Below are 23,099 nucleotides of genomic sequence, written 5' to 3' on the forward strand. Positions count from 1 at the left end.
CTCAGGCGGAGGCGGCGGCGGGCGCTCAGGCGGCGGCGGTTACGGCCGCTAAATCGCAAACCCCTCCAATTGTTTGCGCAGCGCGTTCATATGACCAACCCCACTCCTGCCCCACTCGTTACAGATGTCATGATCAACGGCGGAGGTCCCGTGGGTCTTGGCTTGGCCATTGAATTGGGCCAACGCGGTATTCGCTGCATCTTGGCAGAGCGCCACATACAAAACAGCCTATCCCCAGATTGAATTTCTTTGGCCGCTGCCGCAGGATCTTGGGGAGCGACCGCAATCATGCCCACCAAACGATCGGGATGGCGGCGCATGGCGTCTGCCAAGATGTCGTTGGCCACGGGAGCAAACGCCACCGCAGTGTCTTTGTCCATGATCTGCACACCGGGTGAGGTCAAGCCAATGACTTGGACATCCGCGCCCGCCTCATCCATGTGCTGCAAGCGCAGCGCATTTAAGTCGGTCAAGCAGCGCATGATGTGCGTGGCTCTCTCACTGGGGCTGCTCAAATAAAAGCCCATCAGATGTTTGAAGCCAATGTCCACATCGTCTTTGGCCAAGATGCGTTTGTAAATGTCCAACATCTCGGGCGGCGAAAACGCCTCTTCGGTGGCAATCCGTCGATAGGGCCGCGCAGGCAAAGACGACGAAATGATGCTCATGGACTTCCTCAAATTATTGGCACTCAGGCACTGGTGTGGGCAATGCTTTTCCTTCATAGAAGGCTTGCAAATTATCAAGGGTCAATGCTGCCATGGCTTGACGTGTTTCCATTGTCGCGCTGGCGATATGAGGCGTCAGCACCACATTGGGCAAGCGACGTAACTCGGGATCCACGATCGGCTCATCCCAAAACACATCCAGGGCTGCGCCTGCAATGGTTTTGTTTTTTAAGGCCTGCACCAACTCAGGCTGGTCGACCACCGAACCCCGGGCAATGTTGATGAGATAACCCTTGGTACCCAGCGCTTGCAACACCGAATGACCAATTAAATTTTGGGTGCTGTCTCCGCCGGGTACGGCCACTACCAAGTAGTCAACATTCGCAGCCAAGTTGGTCACTGTTTGGTAGAAGGTGTAGGACACGTCAGACTTGGCTTGTCGACTGGTGTAAGCAATGCGCATGTCAAATGCCGCCGCACGCTTGGCAATGGCGCGGCCAATGCGCCCCATGCCCACAAGACCTAGACGTGCGCCCGACACTTGATGCGTCAAGGCAAACATGTCGTCCACCCAGTCGCCGTTGCGAACAAACTTATCGGCTTGCGGGATGCGTCTGCCGATGGACAACACAAGGCCCATGGCCAAGTCAGCCACATCATCCGTCAACACGCCAGGCGTGTGGGTGACCGTGATGCCCTTGTCGATGGCGGCCGCCACATCCACCCCGTCATAACCCACGCCGCAAATGGCAATCAATTTGACATGAGGCAGCATTTGCAGCAACTTTTGATCGACCTTCGCTGAGCCCGTCCCCACGATGGCTGTGACCTTGCTCAAGGCGCCTGGGTCTTTGATGTGGGTGTGGTCGTGCACGATGTAATCTGCTTCATGCAGCGCTTTCAGCATGAACGGTGGCAGGGGCGAGATTTGCAAAATGTCGTGGGCCATGGCCAGATCCTCCAATTGCCTATTTGTATTCGCCTACTCTACTCTTGGATTGGCTGACATCGCAGTCGATGGCACTCAGGCTCTTGCACGCACACATTGACTTGTCCAAATGCAGCGATGCCGCAAAAAAAGGGAGCCAAATGGCTCCCTTTTTTGGATGTGCCCATGCACCAAACAAATGCTGAAATTAAGCCTTCTTGGCGTAAGCCGAGCACCAGCCTTTGCCTGCGACCTGCTTGCCAGCAAACAAGGGGCAACCAGCGGCGGCATCACTGACCTTGCCTTGGTACAAGGCGCAGTTGTTGCACAGCTGGCCGGCGGCGTATTTGGGCTGCTTGGCTTTGTCCACTTTGGTGGCATCCGCTTTGTAGCTCAAGGCAACAGCTTGTGGGTCTGCTTCGTTCACCATGGCGGCTTGGGCAGAGGCCGTTGTTGCGAAAGCAGCAACGCCTGCGGCTGACATGGTTTGCATCATGAATACGCGACGGTTGGTTGGTTGATTCATCAATGTCCCCTTGGAAAAGTTTGAAATTGGGCCAGAAAATGCTGGCTGGTCGATATCTTAACGAGAGAATAAATCGATCGATTGATTGACATCAAATAAAGGCTTTATGTCAACTGAAAGCGTTATCCTTGGCGCTATGAACGACATAGCCAACCTACGCAAAAGCTACGAACGCGCTGAACTCAACGAATCTGCCTCAGCCGCTGACCCCATGGCGCAGTTTGACCTTTGGCTCCAAGAAGCCATTGCCAGCGAGGTCCCCGAACCCAATGCCATGACCCTGGCCACCGTGGGCAGCGACTTGCGACCCAGCACGCGCGTGGTGCTGATCAAGGGCTACGACGCACGAGGCATGGTGTGGTTCACCAACTACAACAGCCGCAAAGGTCAGCAACTGGCGGGCAATCCTTTTGCCGCCCTGCAGTTTCATTGGGTGGCGTTGGAGCGTGTCGTGCGCATCGAAGGCCGTGTGGAAAAAATCAGCGATGAAGACAGTGACGCTTACTTCCACAGCCGCCCGCTCGACTCGCGCATTGGCGCTTGGGCCAGCCCTCAAAGCCAAGTCATTGATGGGCGCATGACCTTGGTCAGCAACGCCGCCAAATTTGGTGCGCAGTTTTTGTTGCAACCGCCACGCCCACCGCATTGGGGAGGGTACCGGCTCGTCCCTGACCAATGGGAGTTTTGGCAAGGTCGCAAAAGCCGTTTGCACGACCGCTTGCGTTACCGTCAAACGGTGGATGGCCAATGGATTCGCGAGCGACTGGCCCCTTAAAAGCTCACCTGCGCACCTAGTTTGATGCTGCGTCCTGCTAGCGGGGGTGCATTTTCACGCAGGGTTTGCGTCAACACCGAGGTGGACGAATACGCCAGCTGGTTGGTCAGGTTGTCGAGCTTGGCAAACAGCAGCCAGTGTGTGAGCCCGCTGTGTGTGTGGTAGTTCAGACCCGCATTCCACAGGGTGTGGCTTGCGGTGGTGATACCAAGTTGAGTGCCGACGTTGGGCACTCGGCTTTGGGCAGCGGCATGCATGAAGCCAAAACGAGCCCCCCACGCATGGCGTGACCACACCGCGTCAGCGCCCACACGCATGGGGGCGATGCGCGGCAGGGGGCTGTTGTGGGTCAAGTCTTGGGCGCGCACCACGTCGGCACGTAACTCAAGGTCCATCGCGCCGTGCGAACCATTTGAAGTCAGCACGGCATCTTGGCCTGCCACCATGCGGATTTTTGCAGTGGATTCGATGCCGTAGAAACGGGCACGGACGCCTTCGAATCGATAGTCAGGCATCCCGCCGACGAAGCGATCGGTTCCCGTGGGCAGCAACGATATGTAGTTGGAAAACTGCGAAGCAAATCCAGTGATGCCAAATTTGTGCGCTCCAAGTTTCCACTCACCGCCCACATCGAGCTGCGTGCCTTTTTCCAAGCCGTTGGTGGGCTGACCCATTTCATAGGTACCCGTTGCCGCGTGCTCACCGTGGGCGAACAACTCATAATCTTTTGGTGCACGCTGACTGGCGCTCAGATTGGTTGAGAGCTGCCATCCGTTTTGCGCCTCACCTTGACGCAAATGACGCATGGCCCCCAAGGCCAAGCTCTGGGGTTTAAATTTTTTTGTTTGCGCCGAATGGCCTTGATGATCTTGCAGTGACGAGACCTCTACCTCTTCAACGCGTGCGCCTGCACTGAGCTGGCCCCAGCTTGTTTTTAAAGCTTGGTAAGTCAACACACCCGTGCTTTGTGTGCGACTGGGTGGCAAAAGTGTGTTGCTGCCATCGGCGGCTTTGGCTTGCAAATTGTTTCGCTCACTTTGAATGCCAACAACCCCATCCCACTGCATGGCATTGCTCAAACGCATGGTGCTTTGACGCCCCTCCAAGCGCAGCGCATAACCTTTGTTTTTAAACGTTGACTCTGGACTGCCCGCATCAAATTCGGTGTGCGTGTAATCGGTGCGGCCGAGTTGAAACTTCACCTCTTTCAACGCACCCACCTCACGCAACAAACCTTCCATCACATGATGGCGACGTTGCATGCCAATCGTCACCTCGGGCGCGGCCACCGTGCCATAGGTGCTGCGGTATTCGCTGCTGGACAAACCCAAATAACCACGGTCAAACAACAAGGTCGCGCCCACCGCACTGCCTTTGCTGTCGCTGGCCGAGTTGCAGACGCGGCGGCCATTCGACGGGCCACCATCACCGCATGTCATGTCTTTAGGCACGCGCAAGTTTTGGGTGCTGCGGTCAAACGCATCCACATGCAGCACAAATCGATCGTTGCCCGCCTCCACCACTGCGCCCGTGCTGCGCTCGTCGGCTGCACCGCCGGCACGCAGTTCGGCTTTGCCCATCACGCCGCCTTTGGCGTCAAACGAAGGCTCGCGCGCGATGCGGTTGTCGATCACGTTGACCACGCCGCCAATGGCACTGCCGCCGTACAGCAAAGTGGCAGGGCCACGCAAGACTTCAATACGTTCGGTGGTGAGTGGGTCAATCGGCACCGCATGGTCGTTGCTCAGGCCAGACACATCCATGTTGGCCCCGCTGTTTTGCAAGATGCGGATGCGGTCGCCGTCCATGCCACGAATCACAGGGCGGCCTACATTGGGACCAAACGAACTGTTGGCAATGCCAGGCAAGTTGTCGAGTGTTTCACCCAAGGTGCTGCCTTGGCGCTGGGTCAGTGCTGCACCTGACAGCTGCTGGGCAGGCACCATCAAGTCGCTGCGCTCCAAGGTGCGTGCGGTGATGGTGACTTCATCCAAACGGTGAGCCTCTTGTGTTTGCGCCCAGGCATTGGCGAGGGTGACAGATAGAAATGAATAAGCAGCCGCCGCCACGGCGCTGCGTTGAAAAACGTGTGTCATATAAGTTTCCTGCGAGGCATCTATGACGCCTCCTATGTGCTTTGCAAAAAATCTCAGCGCGCCAGCGATGTAGCGTGGCGAGCTGGCTCAAAGTTCAAAGCAAAACAGCAGGGGGCCCTCGGGCCGCATAAAAGCGCTCAAACAGCGCAAAGCGTTCGTGCAGGGTTGCCGCTAGCCAGCTTATGGCGGGCATCACGGGCATCACTGGCAAAACAGGTGTGTGCAAGGCATCTGGACAACTTTGGTCAAACAGCTGACAGTCCACCGCGTTGATGTGCCCGCCCCATAGCCGCTGCAAGCTGGTGAACATGCCGGGGTTTGAAGCGGCTGCTGTATTCGAATCAAAGGCAGAGGCAAACTCTGGGTGCGCGATGTGCGCATGCGCCACCCTGTGAAGCACGCCCAAGGTTTGCACCAACACCAAAGCGGCAAGTAACGCCAACAACCTGTGTCGCCAAGTGCGCAAACTGAAAGGCACAGGCACAACGCGCCGCATGTCAGCCTTGCTTAACTTTGTCGGCAAAGGTCTTGACAAACTTTTGCACCTTGGGAGCGACCACAAAAGCGCAATAGCCTTGGTTGGGGTTGTGCTCAAAGTAGTCTTGGTGGTAGGCCTCGGCGGCTGAATAGTTGTCCAAGCTGGTGAGCTCGGTCACCACGCGGCCAGACAGGGCCGCATTCACCTCGTTCAGCACCTGCTGCGCCACCACGCGATCGGCCTCGTCGCTCAAGTAAATACCGCTGCGGTATTGCGTGCCCGCACACACATCTGCGTAGCTTGGCTTTGATGTATGGCCGTTGCAATAGCCCGACTCCACATCCAGCACGCCTTTGACACGCACAAACACCGCCTCGGTACACCAAAAGCAGCCGCCCCCCAAGGTGATGGTGGGGGAGCTTGCCTGAGGTGACGAGGTGTTTGTCATAGGCTTTGATTCTATGATTGTTTGCGCCATGGAACAGATGCGTATTTTGTTTGAAGGCACACTGGAAAAATCATGGACATATTGCTCGCCCTCAAACCTATGTTGACCACCTTGGTCTTGCCCGCCACAAGCGGCTTGTTGGCCTTATTCGGCTTGTTGTTTTGGGCTTGGCGCAGGGGTGGGCGTGCGGCCCGCTTGCCTGTCGCATGTGCAGGCCTTGTCACTTTGCTGATGTGGCTGCTCAGTTGCCAAGCCGTGGCCATTTGGCTCTCGTTGCATCTGCTGCCGCAAGTCAGCCCCATCACGCCTGAAGACTTGAAACAACATCGTGTGCAAGCCATTGTGGTCTTGGGGGGCGGCGTCGACAACGCGGCACTGGAATACGGCAGTCCGACTTTGGCACCCGATGCCATGTCGCGCTTGCTCTACGGCGTGTATTTGTCACGCACCACAGGCCTGCCCATGGCCTACAGCGGCGGTATTGGCTGGTCCGGTCTCAGTGGCCAAGCGCCTGAAGCCGAGGTGGCGGCATTGACCTTGAGCCGCTTGGGTGCGCCCGCGCTGCGCTGGCAAGAAAAACAATCGCGAGACACCCGCGAAAACGCGTTGTTAACAACCGCCTTGCTGAAAAGCGAAGGCATCACGCATATTGCCTTGGTCACCCACGCTTGGCATATGCCACGCAGTGTGCGCCAGTTTGAAGCCGCGGGTTTGCGCGTGATGCCCGCCCCCATGGGCTTTGTCCGTAGCGATCTTGCACCGTTTTTGCAATGGTTACCCAGCGGCACCGGTCTGCGCGAGAGTGCTTGGGTCATCAAAGAACGGCTGGGGCTGTGGCTGATTTAAGTGCCTCAAAAAATTAAACTGGTACATTGCTAACCAACCAGTCATTAGCAGCTTATGGCCCTTCAAACTCTGATCAGCTCGATAGAAAACACGCACAAACGCGAGCGTCGCAAACAGGCGCGTCCTGGCGAATTGCTGGACGCGGCATTGGACTTGTTTGTTGAAAAAGGGTTTTCTGCTGCCCGCGTGGACGAGGTGGCCGCGCGAGCAGGCGTGTCCAAAGGCACTTTGTTTTTGTACTTTCAAAGCAAAGAAGATTTGTTCAAAGCGGTGGTGCGAGAAAACATCGTTCACCAATTTCCTAAATGGCAAGAAGAATTTGTCTTGTTTCAAGGCTCGAGTGCCGACATGCTGCGCTACGCCCTGCTGTCTTGGTGGGAACGCATTGGCAAGACACGCGCCAGCGGCATCGCCAAGTTGGTGATGAGCGAGGCACAAAACTTCCCAGAAATTGCCGAGTTCTACCAAGAAGAGGTCATCCAGCCTGGCAACGCCATGATTCGCCGCATCTTGGAGCGCGGCATGCACAGTGGTGAGTTTCGACTGCTTGATTTGGAACAAGCAGTGCACATCATCGTCGCGCCCATGATCTTTTTGATGATGTGGAAACACTCCATGGGTGCTTGTGCCGCCTCGGCCAAGACCTTAGATCCTGAACAATTCATTCATATGCAAGTCGATGTCCTGTTGCACGGCATCACAACCCCAAAAACATGAAATACATCAAACTGCGTTGGCTCGTCCTGGGCTTCATTGTTTTGGCCTTGGTCGCGGGCGTGTGGCGCGCCATGAATCAAAAGCAGGCACAAAAAGCCGCTGCCTCAGCCCCTGCGACCGCCCCTACACAACTTGAATTGGCCAGCACAGATGTGATGAAGGCCGAATTGCGCGATATCACCCAAGGTTTAGCCATCTCAGGCACTGTCAAAGCAGTGAACTACGCAGTCATCAAAGCGCGCGTCGCAGGTGAGCTCAAAGACATCATGGCGCGCGAAGGCGATACCGTCAAAGCAGGCGACGTGCTGGCCCGCATCGATCCCACCGAGTACCAACGTCGTTGGCAACAAACCTCCGAGCAAGCCACTGCCGCCATGGCTCAAATGGAAATTGCCAAGCGCGCATGGGAAAACAACCAATCGCTTGCTGCACAAAACTTTATCTCTCAAGCCGCCATGAACAACTCGGAGGCCAACTATGTGGGCGCTGTCGCTAGCCACAAAGCGGCCATGGCAGGTGCTGACGTGGCACGCAAAGCGCTAGATGACGCCACCTTGCGTGCGCCTTTTGCAGGCATCGTGTCTGGCCGCGCCGCTCAAGTGGGTGAACGGGTGAGCATTGACGCCAAGATCATGGAGTTGGTCGATTTGAGCCAACTCGAAGTGGAAGTGCCCCTGAGCCCCAGCGAATCGATGGATGTGCGCGTGGGTCAATTGGCCGCCCTGCAAGTGGAAGACCGCAAAACAATGGTCGGGGCCAAGGTCAAGCGCATCAGCCCCAGCGCCCAAGCGGGCAGCCGCAGCGTGCTGATTTATTTGGCGCTCGACAAAGCCGACGGCTTGCGTCATGGACTTTTTGCCAAAGGCATCTTAGGCATGGGCAAGAGCCAAGTGCTGGCGGTGCCTTTGTCTGCTGTTCGTACAGACCGTGCACAACCCTATGTGCAAGTGGTCGAACAAGTGGGCGATCAGCTGCAGGTGATCCACAAAATCGTCACCCTGGGGGTGCGCGGCATGGACATGGGCCAGCCTGAATCGGAAACCATGGTGGCGGTGACTGGCCTGAACGAAGGCAGCACCGTGCTCAAAAGCAATGTGGGTGCTTTGCGTTCGGGCATGGCGGTGCGCTACACCCCAGTCGCAGCAAATGCTGCATCGACCTCTGCCAGCGCGGCACGATAAGGCGACAGACACCCCATGTGGTTCACCCAAGTCAGTTTAAAAAATCCGGTCTTTGCGACCATGATGATGCTCGCATTTGTGGTGCTGGGCTTGTTCTCCTACCAACGACTCAAGATTGACCAGTTCCCCAACATTGATTTCCCTGTGGTAGTGATCACCACGGAGTACCCAGGTGCTTCGCCTGAAATTGTGGAGAGTGAAGTCAGTAAAAAAATTGAAGAAGGGGTCAACTCCATCGCAGGCATCAGCGCCCTCACCTCGCGCAGCTATGAAGGCATGTCGGTGGTGGTGATTGAGTTTCAGCTCCACATCGACGGGCGCAAAGGTGCAGACGATGTGCGCGAAAAAGTGGCAGCGCTACGCCCCTCTTTGCGCACCGAAGTGAAAGAACCCAGGGTCTTGCGCTTTGATCCGACAAGCCGCGCGATTTGGTCGCTGGCCGTGGTGCCCGCCTCGGGGCAAGGCCATTCACCGCTCTCTTCAGTGGAGCTGACCAACTGGGCCGATCAAGTGCTGAAAAAACGGCTTGAAAACGTGCGCGGTGTGGGCTCGGTGGCCTTGGTGGGAGGCACCAAGCGCGAAATCAATTTGTACCTGAACCCTCAAGCCATGGAGTCGCTCGGCATCAGTGCGGACCAAGTGGTGAATGCGGTGAAAAACGAAACCCAAGACTTGCCCGTGGGCAGCTTGCGCTCACTGCAGCAAGACCGCGTGATTCAAATCCAAGGCCGCATGTTGCGCCCTGAAGATTTTGGCCAAATCATCGTGGCGCGCAAAAACACCACGCCTATTCGCCTCAATCAAATTGCGACCGTCAATGATGGGGCTCAAGAGGTGGAGAGTTTGGCGCTCTACAACGGCCAACGCACGCTGTTGATGACGGTGCAAAAGGCCCAAGACGAGAACACCATCGATGTGATTGACGGATTGAACAAAACAGTTGCCGAAATGAAAGACCAGCTGCCCCCTGGTCTGCATCTAGAGCAAGTACAAGACGGTTCGCGCCCCATTCGCGTGGGTGTGGCCAACGTTCGCCAAACCCTCATGGAAGGGGCCTTACTGACTGTGCTGATTGTGTTTTTGTTCTTGAACTCTTGGCGCTCCACCGTGATCACCGGGCTGACGCTGCCGATTGCCATCATTGGCACGTTTTTATTCATGTACATGTTTGGTTTCACCATCAACATGATCACACTCATGGCCTTGTCGCTGTGCGTGGGTTTGTTGATCGACGATGCCATTGTGGTGCGCGAAAACATCGTGCGCCATGTGCAAATGGGCAAAACGCCCTACCAAGCCGCCATGGACGGGACACAAGAAATAGGCTTGGCGGTGTTGGCCACCACGTTGTCCATCGTGGCGGTGTTTTTGCCCATTGGTTTCATGGGCGGGGTCATTGGCAAGTTCTTCCACGAGTTTGGCATCACCATCGTGGCGGCGGTTTTGATTTCGATGTTTGTCAGCTTCACGCTCGACCCCATGCTCTCCTCCATCTGGCACGACCCGACCATTCACGCGCATGGTCAGCACGGCAAATCGAATACGTTTTACGACCGCGTCATCAGCCCCATCACGGCTTGGTTTGAGAGGACAACAGACAGGCTCATCGCGTTATATCAACGCATTTTGAAATGGTCGCTCTTTCATAAACGCGCGACCTTGGCCTTGGCAATAGGTACCTTTTCATTGAGCATCTTTATGGTTCCTTTGTTGGGAACCGAATTCATACCCAAGGCCGATTTCTCTGAAGCCACGGTCAACTTCTACACACCCGTTGGCTCATCATTGGAAGTCACCGAGGCCAAAGCCAAGCAGGTCGAGGCCATCATCCGCGAGTTTCCCGAGGTGCGCTACACCCTGTCCACCATCAACACAGGAATGGCCAACGGAAAAATCTACGCCAACATCTACATCCGCTTGGTGGACCGCAATAAGCGACAACGCAGTGTGGAACTCATGTCATCCATCTTTCGCGACCGCTTGCTGCAAGTGCCTGGCATCACCCTCACCCACGTAGGCTTGATGGACACAGTGGGCGGCAACAAACAAGTGGAGTTCTCGCTGCAAGGGAGCGACTTGCACGAGCTAGAACGATTGGCCGTCCAAGTGATGGAAAAGATCAGCACCGTTCCTGGCTTGGTCGATTTGGACTCCAGCGTCAAACCCAACAAACCCACCATCGAAGTGAAAGTGCAACGGGAAGCTGCCAATGACCTGGGACTGTCGCTGGGCACCATTGGCAATCAGTTGCGCATCTTGGTGGCGGGCAGCACCGTGACCAACTGGCGCGCCGCCAACGACCAAACCTATGACGTGAACGTCCGCTTGGCGCCCAACGCCCGCAACGCCGTGCAAGACCTAGAGCGCCTGCCCTTCACGCTTGGCACCAACCCCGACGGCAGCCCGCGCGTGGCACGCTTGAACCAAGTGGCACAAGTGGTAGAGGGCACAGGACCCAACCAAATTAACCGCCGAGACCTGATGCGTGAAGTGGCCATCAACGCCAACGTTTACAACCGCTCAGCGGGCGAGGTGTCTGGTGACGTACGCAAAGCCTTGGACACCATTCAAATGCCGCCTGGCTACCGCTACCAATTTGGCGGCTCCACCAAAAGCATGGCTGAATCGTTTGACTATGCCTTGTCTGCCTTGGTGCTGGCTATTGTTTTCATCTACATGATTTTGGCCAGTCAATTCAAGAGTTTTTTACAACCTTTGGCGCTCATGACCGCCCTGCCCCTCACGCTGATTGGCGTGGTGCTGGCCTTGTTGATGTTTGGCTCGAGTTTGTCAATGTTTTCCATCATTGGGGTCATCATGCTGATGGGTTTGGTGACCAAAAACGCCATTTTGCTGGTGGACTTTGCCATCCGTTCGCGTGAGCCCCAAGTGCAACCCGATGGTTCGCTCAAACCCGGTCTCAGCCGCCACGATGCCTTGCTGCTGGCCGCCGAAGTGCGTTTGCGCCCGATCTTGATGACGACACTGGCGATGATTTTTGGCATGGTTCCCTTGGCATTTGCCCTGTCCGAAGGCGCAGAACAGCGCGCACCCATGGGCCAAGCGGTGATTGGCGGGGTCATTACCTCATCCCTGCTGACACTGGTCGTCGTGCCCGTGGTGTATTGTTATTTGGACGACTTTGCTCAGTGGATGAAACGCCAATGGGCGTCAGGCTCTGACAGAACTGCCCGTTAAAATTTTCTAAGCATTAATTGAACACAACTGAACAATTTCGGAGTTTTGAGATGAATACCCAACAAGCCCGCTTCAACATGGTTGAGCAACAAATCCGTCCTTGGCAAGTGCTTGACACCCACGTGCTGGCGGTGCTGGCTGAGGTGCAACGCGAGCTTTTTGTGCCCCAGGCTTACCTTGCCCTGGCTTACACCGACACAGACATCCCTTTGGGTCATGGCGAATTCATGGCACCTCCTCGCGTGGCTGCACGTTTGATGCATGACTTACAACTCACGGGTGTAGAAAAAGTACTGGAAATCGGCACAGGCAGCGGCTACATGGCGGCTCTGTTGGCTGGCCGCGCGCAACGTGTGGTGAGCCTAGAAATCAACCCAGAGTTGGCCAGCAATGCCCGCAACAACTTGCAACGCGCTGGCATCAGCAACGTGGATGTGCGTGTGGCTGATGGCAGCACTGGCGCTTCGGGCGATGCACCCTTTGACGCCATCGTTTTGGGCGGCTCAGTGGCCGAAGTACCGCAAGCTTTGCTCGAACAACTGGCGATAGGCGGACGCTTGATGGCCATCGTGGGCCATGACCACGTGATGGTCGCCACGCTGATGACGCGCACCGGGAATGACGCGTGGCACAGCCAAGCGTTGTGGGACCACACCGCACCACGCTTACACGGCTTTGCTGAACCCAGCCGCTTCAAATTCTGAGAGCGCCGCATGATTGATCAAGTCCAACCTGCCCAGTTGCAAGACTGGATGAGCGCTCAAGCCCCCAACGGCATCACCGTGGTGCTGGATGTGCGTGAACCTTGGGAAGTGCAAACTGCCAGCGTCACTGCGAAAGGCTTTGAACTGATGGCGATACCCATGCACACCATCCCGCAGCGACTGGCTGAACTCAATCCCGAACAACCCATTGCGGTGCTGTGTCACCACGGCAGCCGCAGCATGCAGGTGGCTGCATTTTTGGAGCAACAAGGTTTTGGCCACGTGGCCAATATCGCGGGTGGCATCCACGCTTGGTCGTCGCAAGTGGACACCACTGTGCCCACCTATTGATTTTTGAAAGAACTGAATGCCGCTCACACACCCCTTGTTTCGCACCCTTGCCCTCACCACTGCTGTGATGCTGACTTTCGCGACCAACGCCCAAGCGCAAAGCTTGGTCGAGATGTACGAATCAGCGCGCGGCTACGACGCAGGGTTTATTTCGGCCAAAGCGCAGTTTGAAGCCAACTTAGCGCGAGCCAACCAGTCGTTGGGAGGCATCTTGCCAAATATCGCACTGTCGGTGAGCCAAATCAAAACTGACTTTCAGCGTCAGGTGATAGGTGTGGATGCCGCCAGGTCATCCGCCGAACTAGAAACCAAAACGACCAGTGCAACATTGGTTCAACCCATTTACCGACCTGCAGCTTGGGCAGCCTACAAACAAGGGGATCGCCAATTGCAACAAGCGGCGGCTCTGTATGAAGCCGCCGAACAAGACTTGCTGATTCGGGTCTCGCAAGCCTACTTTGACGTTTTGACGGGTGAGGACAATTTAGAGCTGGTCCAAACCCAAAAGAGAGCGGTCAGCGAACAACTGGCTTCCGCACGACGCAATTTTGAAGTCGGCACGGCAACCATCACCGGTGTGCGCGATGCGCAAGCCCGCTTTGACTTGGCCACTGCCCAAGAAATCACGGCTCAAAATGATTTGCGTACCAAGCGTTTGGGCCTCACCATGGCCGTGGGACTCCCACAAGCCACGCCCAAACGGCTTGCAAACAACACCACGTTGATCGCGCCACCCAAAGAGGACGTGATGAGTTGGGTCAGCCAATCCCAAGCCAACAGTCCAGCCGTGCGGCAAGCACAATTGGCCGTCGACATAGCCGACTTAGAAATTGACAAAGCCACTGCGGGTCACAAGCCCACGCTGGATGCGCAAATGACCTATGGACGCACAGAGAACTTGAAGGGTACTTTTATCAGCAGCTATTCAGCCACTCCCATCACCACTTGGAACCCAAGTGTCGGACTGGTTTTAAACGTTCCCTTGTTCGCAGGTTTTAGCACCACCAACAAAATCAAAGAAGCCAGCGCCTTGAAAAACAAAGCGCAATCGGATTTGGAAAATGCACGCCGTGTCACTGAACAGACGACACGCAACACCTACTTCGGCTTGCTCGCAGGCCTGAGCCAAGTCAAAGCTTACGAAGCGGCAGAGGCCTCTAGCCAAAGTGCGTTGGATGCCAACAAGCTGGGTTACTCGGTGGGCGTGAACATCAACATCGACGTGCTGAACTCACAAAGCCAGCTCTACCAAACCAAGCGCGACTTGGCCAAAGCCCGCTACGACGTGTTGGTGACCAACCTCAAACTGCGCCAAGCGGCTGGCACCTTGACACCCGCAGACTTGCAGCCTATCAACGCTTTGCTTGCGCCTTAATTCGTGGTCAAGTAAGGCAGCAGCGCTTGCACGGTGCGCTGTGCAGCTCCTCGGTGGGCCAATGAAAACACCTGGCATGCCTGGACATGGGCGTTGGCATCCGGGCTAAATCTCACCATTTGTAAAGCTGTGGTCACGGCTTGGGCCATGTCTTCGGTGCGCAAGGCTGCACCCGCCTCTTGCGCCAGCTGGGCGGCTTGCGCAAAGTTAAAGGTGTGGGGCCCCATGATGACGGGGCAGCCACAGGCGGTGGATTCAATCAAGTTTTGGCCACCCAAGGGGGCAAAACTGCCGCCCAACAGCGCGGCATCTGACAAGCCGTAATACAAAGCCATCTCGCCCAACGAGTTGCCCAGCCAAAGCGTGTTGGCGTCATTTGCATTGTCGGTGTCTGGCCCGTCCACCCAGTGGCTGCGGCGAGATACTTGCCAGCCGCGCTCGACCATCAAAGCAGCCACCTCTTCAAAGCGTTGGGGGTGGCGTGGCACCACCAACCAATGCACGGCATGAATGTGATCTTGGTGGTCATGCGGTATTTCTTTCAACGCTTGGAGCGTGTCCAGCCACATGGCCTCTTCGCCTTCGCGTGAACTGGTGAACAGCACCACTGGGCGCTTGAGGGTTTGCTTCCATGCATGGGCCTTTGCCAGCTGTGCCGCATCGGGTTGGGCATCAAATTTCAAGTTACCCAACACCGCATCTACCTTGGCACCTAAGGACTGCAAGCGATCGGCATCGGCCTGGGTTTGCGCCAGCACCGCTGACAAGCCTTGGTACGCAGGGCGCGACAACCAAGCCAAGCGCTGCGCTTGATGCATGCTTGTCTCGCTCATGCGGGCATTGACCAACACCAAGGGCACTTGGGCCTTGTTGCACTGCGCCACCCAGTTGGGCCACAACTCGGTTTCTAAGATGATGCCCACACGCGGTTTGAAGTGCGCTAAAAAACGCTGCACTGCCCCAGGCGTGTCCCACGGCTGCCACACTTGCACATCGCCGTCTTGCAACACGCTCACACCTTGTGCACGCCCTGTGGCTGTGCCGTGGGTCAACACAACACGCATGCCAGGTTGTGCAGCGCGCAGCGCGTTCAGCAACACAGCAGCTGCGCGTGTTTCGCCCAAAGACACCGCATGCACCCACACCAAGCCGCCATCACTGGCTGGCTGTGTGTATTGGCCAAAGCGCTCTTCGATGGCGAGCCAATAGCCCGCCTCTGCTCGACCACGGCGTTGCAGTTTGCGGCGCAACAAAGGCTGTAGGGCCCACATGAGCAAACTGTAGATTTTGAGCATCACTGGGGACTACCGGCTGCCATACAGACGGTGAGCGCTTGGTAAGCCTCGTCAACAGACGGCACATGGTCACCTCCCACCGCACACTGATGTGACGCGCCAACTGGCCCCGCACGCGCAATGCGTGGCTGACTGAAAAGCTGAACCACTGGCAAGTTCAGTGCAACCGCCAAATGCCCCAAACCTGAGTCAACTGAAACAACCGCACGGCAATTGGCCATGTGTGACAGCACATCCGACAAGCGCATGCGAGGCAAAACCTGCGCATGCGCTCCCAAGACCTCGGCCAGTCGATGCACCAAATCAGCTTCGCTGTCATTGGCCTGAGGCAACAACAAGATCTCACCTTGTTGAATCAAGCGCAGCCCTAAGTTCACCCATGATTCAAAAGGCCACTCATTGTCCAAACGCGTGGTGCCATGGGCAAACATCACGCCTGTGCGACGTTCATGCGGCGCAGCCACCACGGGGTAGCTTGGCATCTGCTGCAACACACCCGTCGACTCATAGTTCAGCGCCCTGGCCGCCAACGCCCGATAACGCGCGACGGCATGTATTTTTTTCTCCATGGGCACCGTCTTTTGGAGCAGCCATTTGACAGGCCATTCATAGGCACACAAATCACTTTTGTTTGCATAGGTGACGCTAAAGCCTCGAGGTGTGAGACGTGCGCCGCGAGCAATGCGCGCGGATTTGATCAATCCCTGAAAGTCAATCACCGCGTCATACGGCAGCTCACGCAATGTTTGCCAAAACTGTGCCCACTCGCGTCGCGTTTCACGCCGAAGGGGGCTTTTTCGCCACCTTCGTTCCGCGCAGGGGATCACGCGGGCGAGGCCGTTTGCTTGGTTGAGTAAATCTGCAAACGCCTCTTCAACGACCCAGTCAATCGTGACCCCGGGCAAACATGCTTTCATGTCTTCAATCACAGGCAAGGTTTGAATCACATCTCCTAAGGACGAGAGCTTGACGATCAATACCCTCAATGCGCAGCCTCTTGAAACTTTGCATCGGGCTTGACGCGGCGCAGCAGCGAGAGCATGTCGTGCTCAATGCGGTCCAGCGCGGCTTGGGTTTGTCCCTCAAAACGCAAGACCAACACCGGCGTGGTGTTGGAGGCGCGAATCAATCCAAAGCCGTCAGCCCAGTCGATGCGCAAGCCGTCAATCACACACGCCTCAGGCTTGAACTCGGGCGACGGTAGATCACCCGATGCCACCAGCTGCTGCAACTCAGCGCTCAAGCGGTGGGGCTCGCCCTCGGCACAGCCCACATTCAACTCTGGGGTAGAAAAACTCGACGGCAAAGCCTTGAGCACCACATTGGCATCGGGGCTTCGGCTGACGATTTCTAGCAAACGGCAACCGGCGTAGGTGCCATCATCAAAGCCAAACCAACGCTCTTTGAAAAAGATGTGGCCACTCATCTCACCGCCCAAGGGAGAGTTGACTTCTTTCATCTTGGCCTTGATGAGCGAATGGCCTGTTTTGAACATCAAGGCTTGGCCGCCGGCTTCACGAATGGCGGGGGCCAAACGCTGCGAACACTTGACATCAAACACAATCGCACCGCCTGGCACGCGTGACAACACGTCTTGCGCAAACAGGGCCATTTGACGGTCGGGGTAAATGTTGTGGCCGTCTTGGGTGACGATGCCCAAGCGGTCACCATCGCCGTCAAACGCCAAGCCCAACTCGGCGCCCGTGGTTTGGAGGGCAGCAACCAGGTCTTTCAAGTTCTCAGGCTTGCTCGGATCGGGGTGGTGGTTGGGGAAGTTACCGTCCACTTCGCTAAACAGCTCCACCACCTCACAGCCCAAAGCGCGAAAGATGGCTGGTGCGGTAGCACCCGCAATGCCGTTGCCGCAATCGACCACCACCTTCATGGGGCGGCTCAGGCGCACATCGCCCACGATGCGAGCCACGTAATCAGCCGTCACATCGACGTGTTGGATGCTGCCCCCCGCTTTGAGGGTCCAGCTCTGCGACTCCATGATATGGCGCAGGCCTTGAATCTCGTCGCCGTAAATGGCACGGCCGCCCAAGACCATTTTGAAACCGTTGTAGTCCTTGGGGTTGTGACTGCCAGTGACTTGAATGCCACTTTTGCACAGCGTGCATGCTGCAAAGTACAACATGGGCGTGGTCACCGCACCCACATCCATGACCTGCACACCTGCAGCAACCAAGCCGCGCTTGAGCGCTTCGACCAACGACGGACCGCTCAAGCGGCCATCGCGACCCACCGCCACCATGGTTTCACCAGACGCAGCGGCGTGCGTGCCAAAAGCGCGCCCTAGCGCTTCAGCAACTTCAACATTCAGGGTGGAGGGCACGACACCGCGGATGTCGTAGGCTTTGAAGATGGAGGGGTTAACTTGCATAGTGATGAGATTGTAGAGAGCCAGATACCCCCCTAATCCGCCGATTATGATGACCCAAAACCCGCCTCTCCAACACCACCGTGCCTGCTCAACCCACACCTCGTCTTGTCAAAAGCCATAGCGCCTCGCCCTTAGGCGATGTGATGTTTGCCGCTACTGAGCAAGGCTTGGCAGGCGTTTGGTTTGTGCACCGCCAAGCACACATGCCCGACAGTCGTCCGTGGCTGACCGATGAAACACACCCCACTTTATTGGCGGCTGCCCAGCAACTGCACGGCTACTTCTCAGGCCAACGCCACAGCTTTGATCTGCCACTGCACCCTGCTTGGGGCACACCGTTTCAGCGTGCTGTGTGGCAAGCCTTGCAACAGATTCCTTATGGCCGCACCCGCACCTATGGCGAGATTGCGCGAGACATCGGCAACCCCAAGGCCGTGCGTGCCGTGGGCGCTGCCATTGGGCAGAACCCTCACACCATCGTCGTGCCCTGCCATAGGGTCATGGGTGCAGGCGGTGCGCTCACGGGCTTTGCGGGCGGCTTAGACCGCAAACAGCAGTTGCTCGCACACGAAGCCGCACACGCATGAGCGATCGACAGTTGCCTTGGCGCGAATGGGTGCCTGACTTTGTGCTGCTGGCCGCGTTGTGGGGTTCGTCGTTTTTGTTCATGCGCGAAGGGGCGCATGAATTTGGCCCCTTCCCCACGGCGTGGGTGCGCGTCACCCTCGCAGCACTCATCCTCACACCTGTGCTGGTGTGGCGCAAAGAAGTGCCTGTGCTCGCCGTCCACTGGCGTCAGGCGATGTCTGCAGGTGTACTCAATGCTGGCATCCCGTTTGCCTGCTATGCCTATGCGCTGATGCACATCAACACAGGCCTCACCTCCATCTTGAATGCCACCACGCCATTGTTTGGCGCACTCATCGCTTGGTTTTGGTTGGGCGACAAACTCAACACCACGCGCGCCTTGGGTTTGGCTCTGGGCTTCACAGGCGTGGTGCTGCTGGCCAGCGATGTGCCTGGCGGCATCTCGTTCAAAGAAGGTGGCTCAGGGCTGGCTGTGGCCGCTTGTTTGGTGGCCACGTTTTGCTATGGCATTTCGGGTAGCTTCACCAAGCGCTATTTACAAAACGTACCTTCCTTGGTCACCACCACCGGCAGCTTGTGGGGTGCCAGTTTGGGGCTTGGCATTCCAACTTTGCTGGCGTGGCCTATTGAATCGCCCAGCCTACACGCATGGGCAGCACTGGGCATGGCAGGCCTGATGTGTACCGCTTGGGCCTATGTGCTGTTTTTTCGGTTGATGACCCGCACTGGCCCTGCACGCGCCATGACCGTCACTTACTTGATTCCTGTCTTCGCCAATTTACTGGGCGTGATCTTTTTGGATGAAGTCGTCACCCATTGGATGATCGGCTGCGCCCTGGTCATCGTGGCGGGCACGGCTTTGGCGTCTGGTTTGGTCGGCCGAAAATAAACAACCACGGCGCACACAAGCCTGCTACATTAATGGATCGCTTTAGTCGACTTCTAGCACGCACCCTCTACCTCGCGCGTGCCAGCCTCTTAGCAAAGAGGCGTTTTAAGTAAATTCCCACTTCTTCGCGTATTCCAACCAGTTCTCTCAGGACTGCGTTGTGTCGTTTTATTTTTTTAAGATTTTCATGAGTTCAGCTATCCATCCACACACCACTGCCATCACACACGGCAAATACCGCATTGCAGCCTCTCCACGTGCTTTGCCTTGCGGCCGCTTTGCGGCCCAAGTGTCGGTCGCCAGCGGCCAAGGCAGCGCCAGCACGGCACGCATCATGTCCTTCGTCGATGACTTCGCCACGCACGATGACGCCGCCAACTACTCGCTCGCGCAAGGCTTGAATTGGGTGCATCGCACCGCATCCGCGCATTGAACATCAAACGTTAAAAAGGCCTCGGAACGTGAGTTCCGAGGCCTTTGTGTTTGGCTCAGCGCAAGGCTGAGTCCAAAGATCTGCAGGGCTTAGTAACCGCCGCGACCACCGCCGCCGCCGCCGTAGCCACCTGAACGGTCACCACCACCACCGTAGCCGCCACCGCCTGAGCGATCGCCACCACCGTAGCCGCCACCACCAGAACGTGGGGGACGTGGCTCCATGGGGCGCGCTTCGTTCACAGTGATGCTGCGACCACCCAAAGATTGACCATTCATGCCTTCGATAGCAGCTTGTGCTTCGGCATCGCTGCCCATTTCGACGAAGCCGAAACCTTTTGAGCGACCTGTGTCGCGCTCCATCATGACTTTGGCGCTGGTGACAGAGCCGAATTCACCGAAAGATTGCTCGAGGTCGCCATCGCGAACCGTGTATGGCAGATTGCCGACGTAAAGTTTATTGCCCATGGGGACTCCTTAAATACATGAAAAAGCGAAGGGGTCCCGAAAGCACAACTAACCGAGAAGTAACGCCGTAGCGCGCGAAACTGACCTATCACCTGAATGACGCTGGTGGTTGAAGACCAGCGCTGAGGCATTATGCACCTCTTTTCACAATTCATAGCCCGACTTGGCTTTTATTTGGTGATCTTCCCAAAAACCAGCGTGCCGTTTGTTCCACCAAAGCCAAAGTTATTTTTAACGGCGTAGTTCATCTTTAAATCACGCGCCGTGTTTGCACAATGGTCTAAGTCGCATTGGGGGTCTTGCTTAAAGATATTGATGGTTGGCGGCGACTTCTGGTGATGTAGTGCCAAAACTGTGAAGACAGACTCCAACCCACCCGCCCCACCTAACAGATGACCCGTCATAGATTTGGTTGAATTGACAAGGATTTTCTTGGCATGCGTGCCAAAAGCGGCTTTGATCGCATCGCTTTCGTTTTGATCACCCAAAACGGTCGACGTCCCATGCGCGTTGATGTATTGAACTTGGTCGCCGTTGATGCCCGCATCTCGCAGGGCATTGACCATACAGCGACGCGGGCCATCCATATTGGGTGCTGTCATGTGGTGGGCATCACCGCTCATGCCAAACCCCAGCAGTTCGCAGTAAATCTTGGCACCCCGCTTTTTTGCATGTTCCAACTCTTCAAGAACAACAACGCCCGCGCCCTCTCCCAAAACAAAGCCATCTCGGTCCACATCCCAAGGGCGTGATGCAGTGCAAGGGTCGTCGTTTCTCATGGAGAGCGCCCTTGCTGAAGCAAACCCACCAATGCCAAGAGGAGAAATTGTGGATTCGGAGCTGCCAGCGATCATGACGTCTGCATCGCCGTACTGGATCAATCGCGCAGCCAAACCAATGCTGTGCAAACCCGTGGTGCAAGCCGTGACGGTTGCTATGTTGGGGCCCTTGACCCCAAAAATAATACTCAGTTGGCCAGAAATCATGTTGATGATCGAGCCCGGAACGAAGAACGGTGAAATGCGCCTCGGTCCGCGTTTGATTAATTCAGCACCGGTTTCTTCTATCGACGGCAAACCACCAATACCAGACCCCACCATCACGCCAATACGGTCAGCGTTCTCTTCGGTCACCCGTAGTTCGCTGTCCCGAATGGCCTGTGTTCCCGCGGCAATGCCGTATTGGATAAAAGAGTCCATGTGGCGAGCCTCTTTTGCAGCGAGGTAGTCTTCGATTTTGAAATCTTTGACTTCAGCCGCGATGTGCACACTCAACAAGGAATGGTCAAATTTTCTAATCGTGCCCACACCAGACTTTGCGTCGAGCAAACTGGACCAAGCGGCACTGACACTGTTGCCCACAGGCGAGATCAGCCCAAGACCCGTCACAACGACCCGACGGCGATGATTTGAAGATGACATTTCTAAGAAGCGATGAATTGTTGATACAGTTACAGATGTAAATCTAAATTGACATAAGGCGAAGTATGAATCAATTTTCAGGCAAAGGTGGTCCCCTCCGCTTAGAAAGCCCAATGTCCTTTCCAACTCACCGCCCACGTCGTTTGCGCCATGACGACTTCACGCGACGCTTGGTGCGTGAGCATGCCTTGAGCGTGAACGATTTGATTTACCCCGTATTTGTGCTCGAGGGTGAAAAAAGACGTGAACCCGTCGCTTCTATGCCTGGCGTCGATCGCGTGAGCTTGGATTTGTTACTGCACGTCGCCCAAGAATGCGTGCAACTTGACATCCCCGTCATGGCGCTCTTTCCCGTGATCAGCAACCAACTCAAAACGCCAAACGGCGAAGAAGCCACCAACCCAAATGGATTGATCCCACAGGTGGTCGCTGCCCTCAAACAACACTTTCCCACCCTAGGCATCATGACCGACGTGGCTCTCGACCCTTACACCAGCCACGGACAAGACGGGCTGCTAGACGAGACGGGCTACATCTTGAACGACGCGACGGTCGAGATGCTTACCCAACAAGCCCTCACACAAGCACGCGCAGGCGTCGACATCGTGGCACCGAGCGACATGATGGACGGGCGCATTGGGGCCATTCGCCATGCGCTCGAAACACATGGGCACATTCACACCCGCATCATGGCCTACAGCGCCAAATATGCCAGCGCGTTTTATGGCCCCTTTCGCGACGCCGTTGGCTCGGCTGCCAACCTGGGCAAGAGCGATAAAAAAACCTACCAAATGGACCCAGGCAATACAGACGAGGCGTTGCGCGAAGTCGCGCTCGACATTGCCGAAGGCGCAGACATGGTGATGGTCAAACCTGGCATGCCTTATTTAGACGTGGTGCGTCGCGTCAAAGATGAATTCAAAGTCCCCACGTTTGCCTATCAAGTCTCTGGCGAATACGCCATGATCAAAGCTGCTGCACAAAATGGCTGGCTAGACCACGATGCCGTCATGATGGAGAGCTTGCTTGCCTTCAAACGCGCGGGCGCGGACGGCATTCTGACCTACTTCGCCCGCGATGCTGCCAAACAACTGAAGCAGTAACAAAAGCGACTGTATCCATTCATCACACAGATAGCGCCGCTCTCCATTGCCATGACCACGGTTATTCAAAGCTTTGGGCTGCTCACGCGACCCTCGACCACATCACCCAACGCCCTCACTCTTTAAGCTTCATCTCTCATGGTCACCGCACTTCAAAACAACACCTTCTTGCAAGCCTGCATGCGCCAAGCCACCGACCACACCCCCGTTTGGCTCATGCGCCAAGCGG

Annotated in this window: 25 protein-coding genes; 15 read left to right on the forward strand and 10 right to left on the reverse strand. The window is 56.3% G+C overall.

The genetic code is table 11. From position 1 onward, the window contains the following. Positions 1–129 precede the first annotated feature (129 nt). Together V7Q41_RS12725 and V7Q41_RS12730 are read left to right on the forward strand one after the other, a co-directional pair. Complete coding sequence (locus V7Q41_RS12725; RefSeq protein ID WP_442918868.1) at positions 130–243, forward strand: FAD-dependent monooxygenase; 114 nt, start codon at positions 130–132, stop codon at positions 241–243. 45 nt (positions 244–288) lie between these two features. Further along, positions 289–519 carry a hypothetical protein gene (locus tag V7Q41_RS12730; protein WP_333846303.1) on the forward strand — a complete coding sequence of 77 codons (231 nt, stop codon included), beginning with the start codon at positions 289–291 and terminating at the stop codon, positions 517–519. Between the two features lie 162 nt (positions 520–681). Here V7Q41_RS12730 and V7Q41_RS12735 read toward each other — a convergent pair whose 3' ends face one another. Further along, positions 682–1,617: a 2-hydroxyacid dehydrogenase gene (locus V7Q41_RS12735; RefSeq protein ID WP_333846304.1), complete on the reverse strand. Its 936-nt coding sequence runs from the start codon at positions 1,615–1,617 to the stop codon at positions 682–684. A gap of 187 nt (positions 1,618–1,804) precedes the next feature. Then, entirely contained in the window at positions 1,805–2,122 is a 318-nt protein-coding gene (locus V7Q41_RS12740; RefSeq protein WP_333846305.1) for a high-potential iron-sulfur protein, read from the reverse strand. 106 nt (positions 2,123–2,228) lie between these two features. Between V7Q41_RS12740 and pdxH the strand changes: the two genes are divergently transcribed. Continuing rightward, positions 2,229–2,897 carry a pyridoxamine 5'-phosphate oxidase gene (gene pdxH, locus V7Q41_RS12745; RefSeq protein ID WP_333846307.1) on the forward strand — a complete coding sequence of 223 codons (669 nt, stop codon included), beginning with the start codon at positions 2,229–2,231 and terminating at the stop codon, positions 2,895–2,897. Here pdxH and V7Q41_RS12750 read toward each other — a convergent pair. The 3 genes from V7Q41_RS12750 to V7Q41_RS12760 form a co-directional block, all read right to left on the reverse strand. Continuing rightward, positions 2,894–4,993: a TonB-dependent receptor gene (locus V7Q41_RS12750; RefSeq protein WP_333846309.1), complete on the reverse strand. Its 2,100-nt coding sequence runs from the start codon at positions 4,991–4,993 to the stop codon at positions 2,894–2,896. The genes pdxH and V7Q41_RS12750 overlap by 4 nt on opposite strands. A 94-nt stretch (positions 4,994–5,087) precedes the next feature. Beyond that, complete coding sequence (locus tag V7Q41_RS12755; protein ID WP_333846310.1) at positions 5,088–5,489, reverse strand: hypothetical protein; 402 nt, start codon at positions 5,487–5,489, stop codon at positions 5,088–5,090. 1 nt (position 5,490) lies between these two features. Beyond that, complete coding sequence (locus tag V7Q41_RS12760) at positions 5,491–5,919, reverse strand: peptide-methionine (S)-S-oxide reductase (RefSeq protein ID WP_333846311.1); 429 nt, start codon at positions 5,917–5,919, stop codon at positions 5,491–5,493. A 72-nt stretch (positions 5,920–5,991) separates the two neighbouring features. Between V7Q41_RS12760 and V7Q41_RS12765 the strand changes: the two genes are divergently transcribed. Genes V7Q41_RS12765 through V7Q41_RS12795 form a run of 7 tightly spaced genes read left to right on the forward strand, consistent with a single transcriptional unit; the run spans position 5,992 to position 14,291 of the window. Beyond that, positions 5,992–6,765 (forward strand): YdcF family protein, encoded by a 774-nt coding sequence (locus V7Q41_RS12765; protein WP_333846312.1) that lies wholly within the window; start codon positions 5,992–5,994, stop codon positions 6,763–6,765. A 54-nt stretch (positions 6,766–6,819) separates the two neighbouring features. Next, positions 6,820–7,482 (forward strand): TetR/AcrR family transcriptional regulator, encoded by a 663-nt coding sequence (locus V7Q41_RS12770; protein WP_333846313.1) that lies wholly within the window; start codon positions 6,820–6,822, stop codon positions 7,480–7,482. Then, on the forward strand, positions 7,479–8,663 hold the full coding sequence (locus V7Q41_RS12775; RefSeq protein ID WP_333846315.1) for an efflux RND transporter periplasmic adaptor subunit: 1,185 nt from the start codon (positions 7,479–7,481) through the stop codon (positions 8,661–8,663). Before V7Q41_RS12770 ends, V7Q41_RS12775 begins: the two co-directional genes overlap by 4 nt. Before the next feature lie 15 nt (positions 8,664–8,678). Then, positions 8,679–11,861 carry an efflux RND transporter permease subunit gene (locus tag V7Q41_RS12780; protein WP_333846316.1) on the forward strand — a complete coding sequence of 1,061 codons (3,183 nt, stop codon included), beginning with the start codon at positions 8,679–8,681 and terminating at the stop codon, positions 11,859–11,861. 50 nt (positions 11,862–11,911) lie between these two features. Then, positions 11,912–12,565: a protein-L-isoaspartate O-methyltransferase family protein gene (locus V7Q41_RS12785; RefSeq protein WP_333846317.1), complete on the forward strand. Its 654-nt coding sequence runs from the start codon at positions 11,912–11,914 to the stop codon at positions 12,563–12,565. A gap of 9 nt (positions 12,566–12,574) precedes the next feature. Next, on the forward strand, positions 12,575–12,916 hold the full coding sequence (locus V7Q41_RS12790) for a rhodanese-like domain-containing protein (RefSeq protein ID WP_333846318.1): 342 nt from the start codon (positions 12,575–12,577) through the stop codon (positions 12,914–12,916). A 16-nt stretch (positions 12,917–12,932) separates the two neighbouring features. Further along, positions 12,933–14,291, forward strand: coding sequence for a TolC family outer membrane protein (locus tag V7Q41_RS12795; protein ID WP_333846319.1), 1,359 nt, complete (start codon positions 12,933–12,935; stop codon positions 14,289–14,291). Here the strand turns inward: V7Q41_RS12795 and V7Q41_RS12800 are convergent. The 3 genes from V7Q41_RS12800 to V7Q41_RS12810 are packed head-to-tail and all read right to left on the reverse strand — an operon-like array spanning position 14,288 to position 17,969. Next, a complete protein-coding gene (locus V7Q41_RS12800) occupies positions 14,288–15,586 on the reverse strand; it encodes a 3-deoxy-D-manno-octulosonic acid transferase (protein ID WP_333846320.1) in 1,299 nt (432 codons plus the stop codon). The two genes, V7Q41_RS12795 and V7Q41_RS12800, sit on opposite strands and share 4 nt — an antisense overlap. Next, entirely contained in the window at positions 15,586–16,572 is a 987-nt protein-coding gene (waaC, locus tag V7Q41_RS12805) for a lipopolysaccharide heptosyltransferase I (protein ID WP_333846321.1), read from the reverse strand. Before waaC ends, V7Q41_RS12800 begins: the two co-directional genes overlap by 1 nt. Then, on the reverse strand, positions 16,569–17,969 hold the full coding sequence (locus V7Q41_RS12810) for a phosphomannomutase/phosphoglucomutase (protein WP_333846322.1): 1,401 nt from the start codon (positions 17,967–17,969) through the stop codon (positions 16,569–16,571). The genes waaC and V7Q41_RS12810 overlap by 4 nt, the downstream gene beginning before the upstream one ends. 80 nt (positions 17,970–18,049) lie before the next feature. On the opposite strand from V7Q41_RS12810, the gene V7Q41_RS12815 reads away from it, so the two are divergent. The 3 genes from V7Q41_RS12815 (at position 18,050) to V7Q41_RS12825 (ending at position 19,879) form a co-directional block, all read left to right on the forward strand. Next, positions 18,050–18,556: a methylated-DNA--[protein]-cysteine S-methyltransferase gene (locus tag V7Q41_RS12815; RefSeq protein ID WP_333846323.1), complete on the forward strand. Its 507-nt coding sequence runs from the start codon at positions 18,050–18,052 to the stop codon at positions 18,554–18,556. After that, on the forward strand, positions 18,553–19,446 hold the full coding sequence (locus tag V7Q41_RS12820) for a DMT family transporter (RefSeq protein ID WP_333846324.1): 894 nt from the start codon (positions 18,553–18,555) through the stop codon (positions 19,444–19,446). Before V7Q41_RS12815 ends, V7Q41_RS12820 begins: the two co-directional genes overlap by 4 nt. 187 nt (positions 19,447–19,633) lie before the next feature. Beyond that, entirely contained in the window at positions 19,634–19,879 is a 246-nt protein-coding gene (locus V7Q41_RS12825) for a hypothetical protein (RefSeq protein WP_333846326.1), read from the forward strand. 89 nt (positions 19,880–19,968) lie between these two features. Here V7Q41_RS12825 and V7Q41_RS12830 read toward each other — a convergent pair whose 3' ends face one another. Then, entirely contained in the window at positions 19,969–20,346 is a 378-nt protein-coding gene (locus V7Q41_RS12830) for an RNA recognition motif domain-containing protein (protein ID WP_333846328.1), read from the reverse strand. A 170-nt stretch (positions 20,347–20,516) separates the two neighbouring features. After that, a complete protein-coding gene (fabF, locus tag V7Q41_RS12835; RefSeq protein ID WP_333846330.1) occupies positions 20,517–21,767 on the reverse strand; it encodes a beta-ketoacyl-ACP synthase II in 1,251 nt (416 codons plus the stop codon). Between the two features lie 113 nt (positions 21,768–21,880). Between fabF and hemB the strand changes: the two genes are divergently transcribed. Then, on the forward strand, positions 21,881–22,870 hold the full coding sequence (gene hemB / locus V7Q41_RS12840; RefSeq protein WP_333846332.1) for a porphobilinogen synthase: 990 nt from the start codon (positions 21,881–21,883) through the stop codon (positions 22,868–22,870). Positions 22,871–23,008: 138 nt separating this feature from the next. Next, on the forward strand, positions 23,009–23,099 hold a 91-nt coding region (locus V7Q41_RS12845), incomplete at its 3' end, for a uroporphyrinogen decarboxylase family protein (RefSeq protein ID WP_333846333.1).

This window comes from Limnohabitans sp. (genome assembly GCF_036804465.1).
Lineage (GTDB): Bacteria > Pseudomonadota > Gammaproteobacteria > Burkholderiales > Burkholderiaceae_C > Limnohabitans.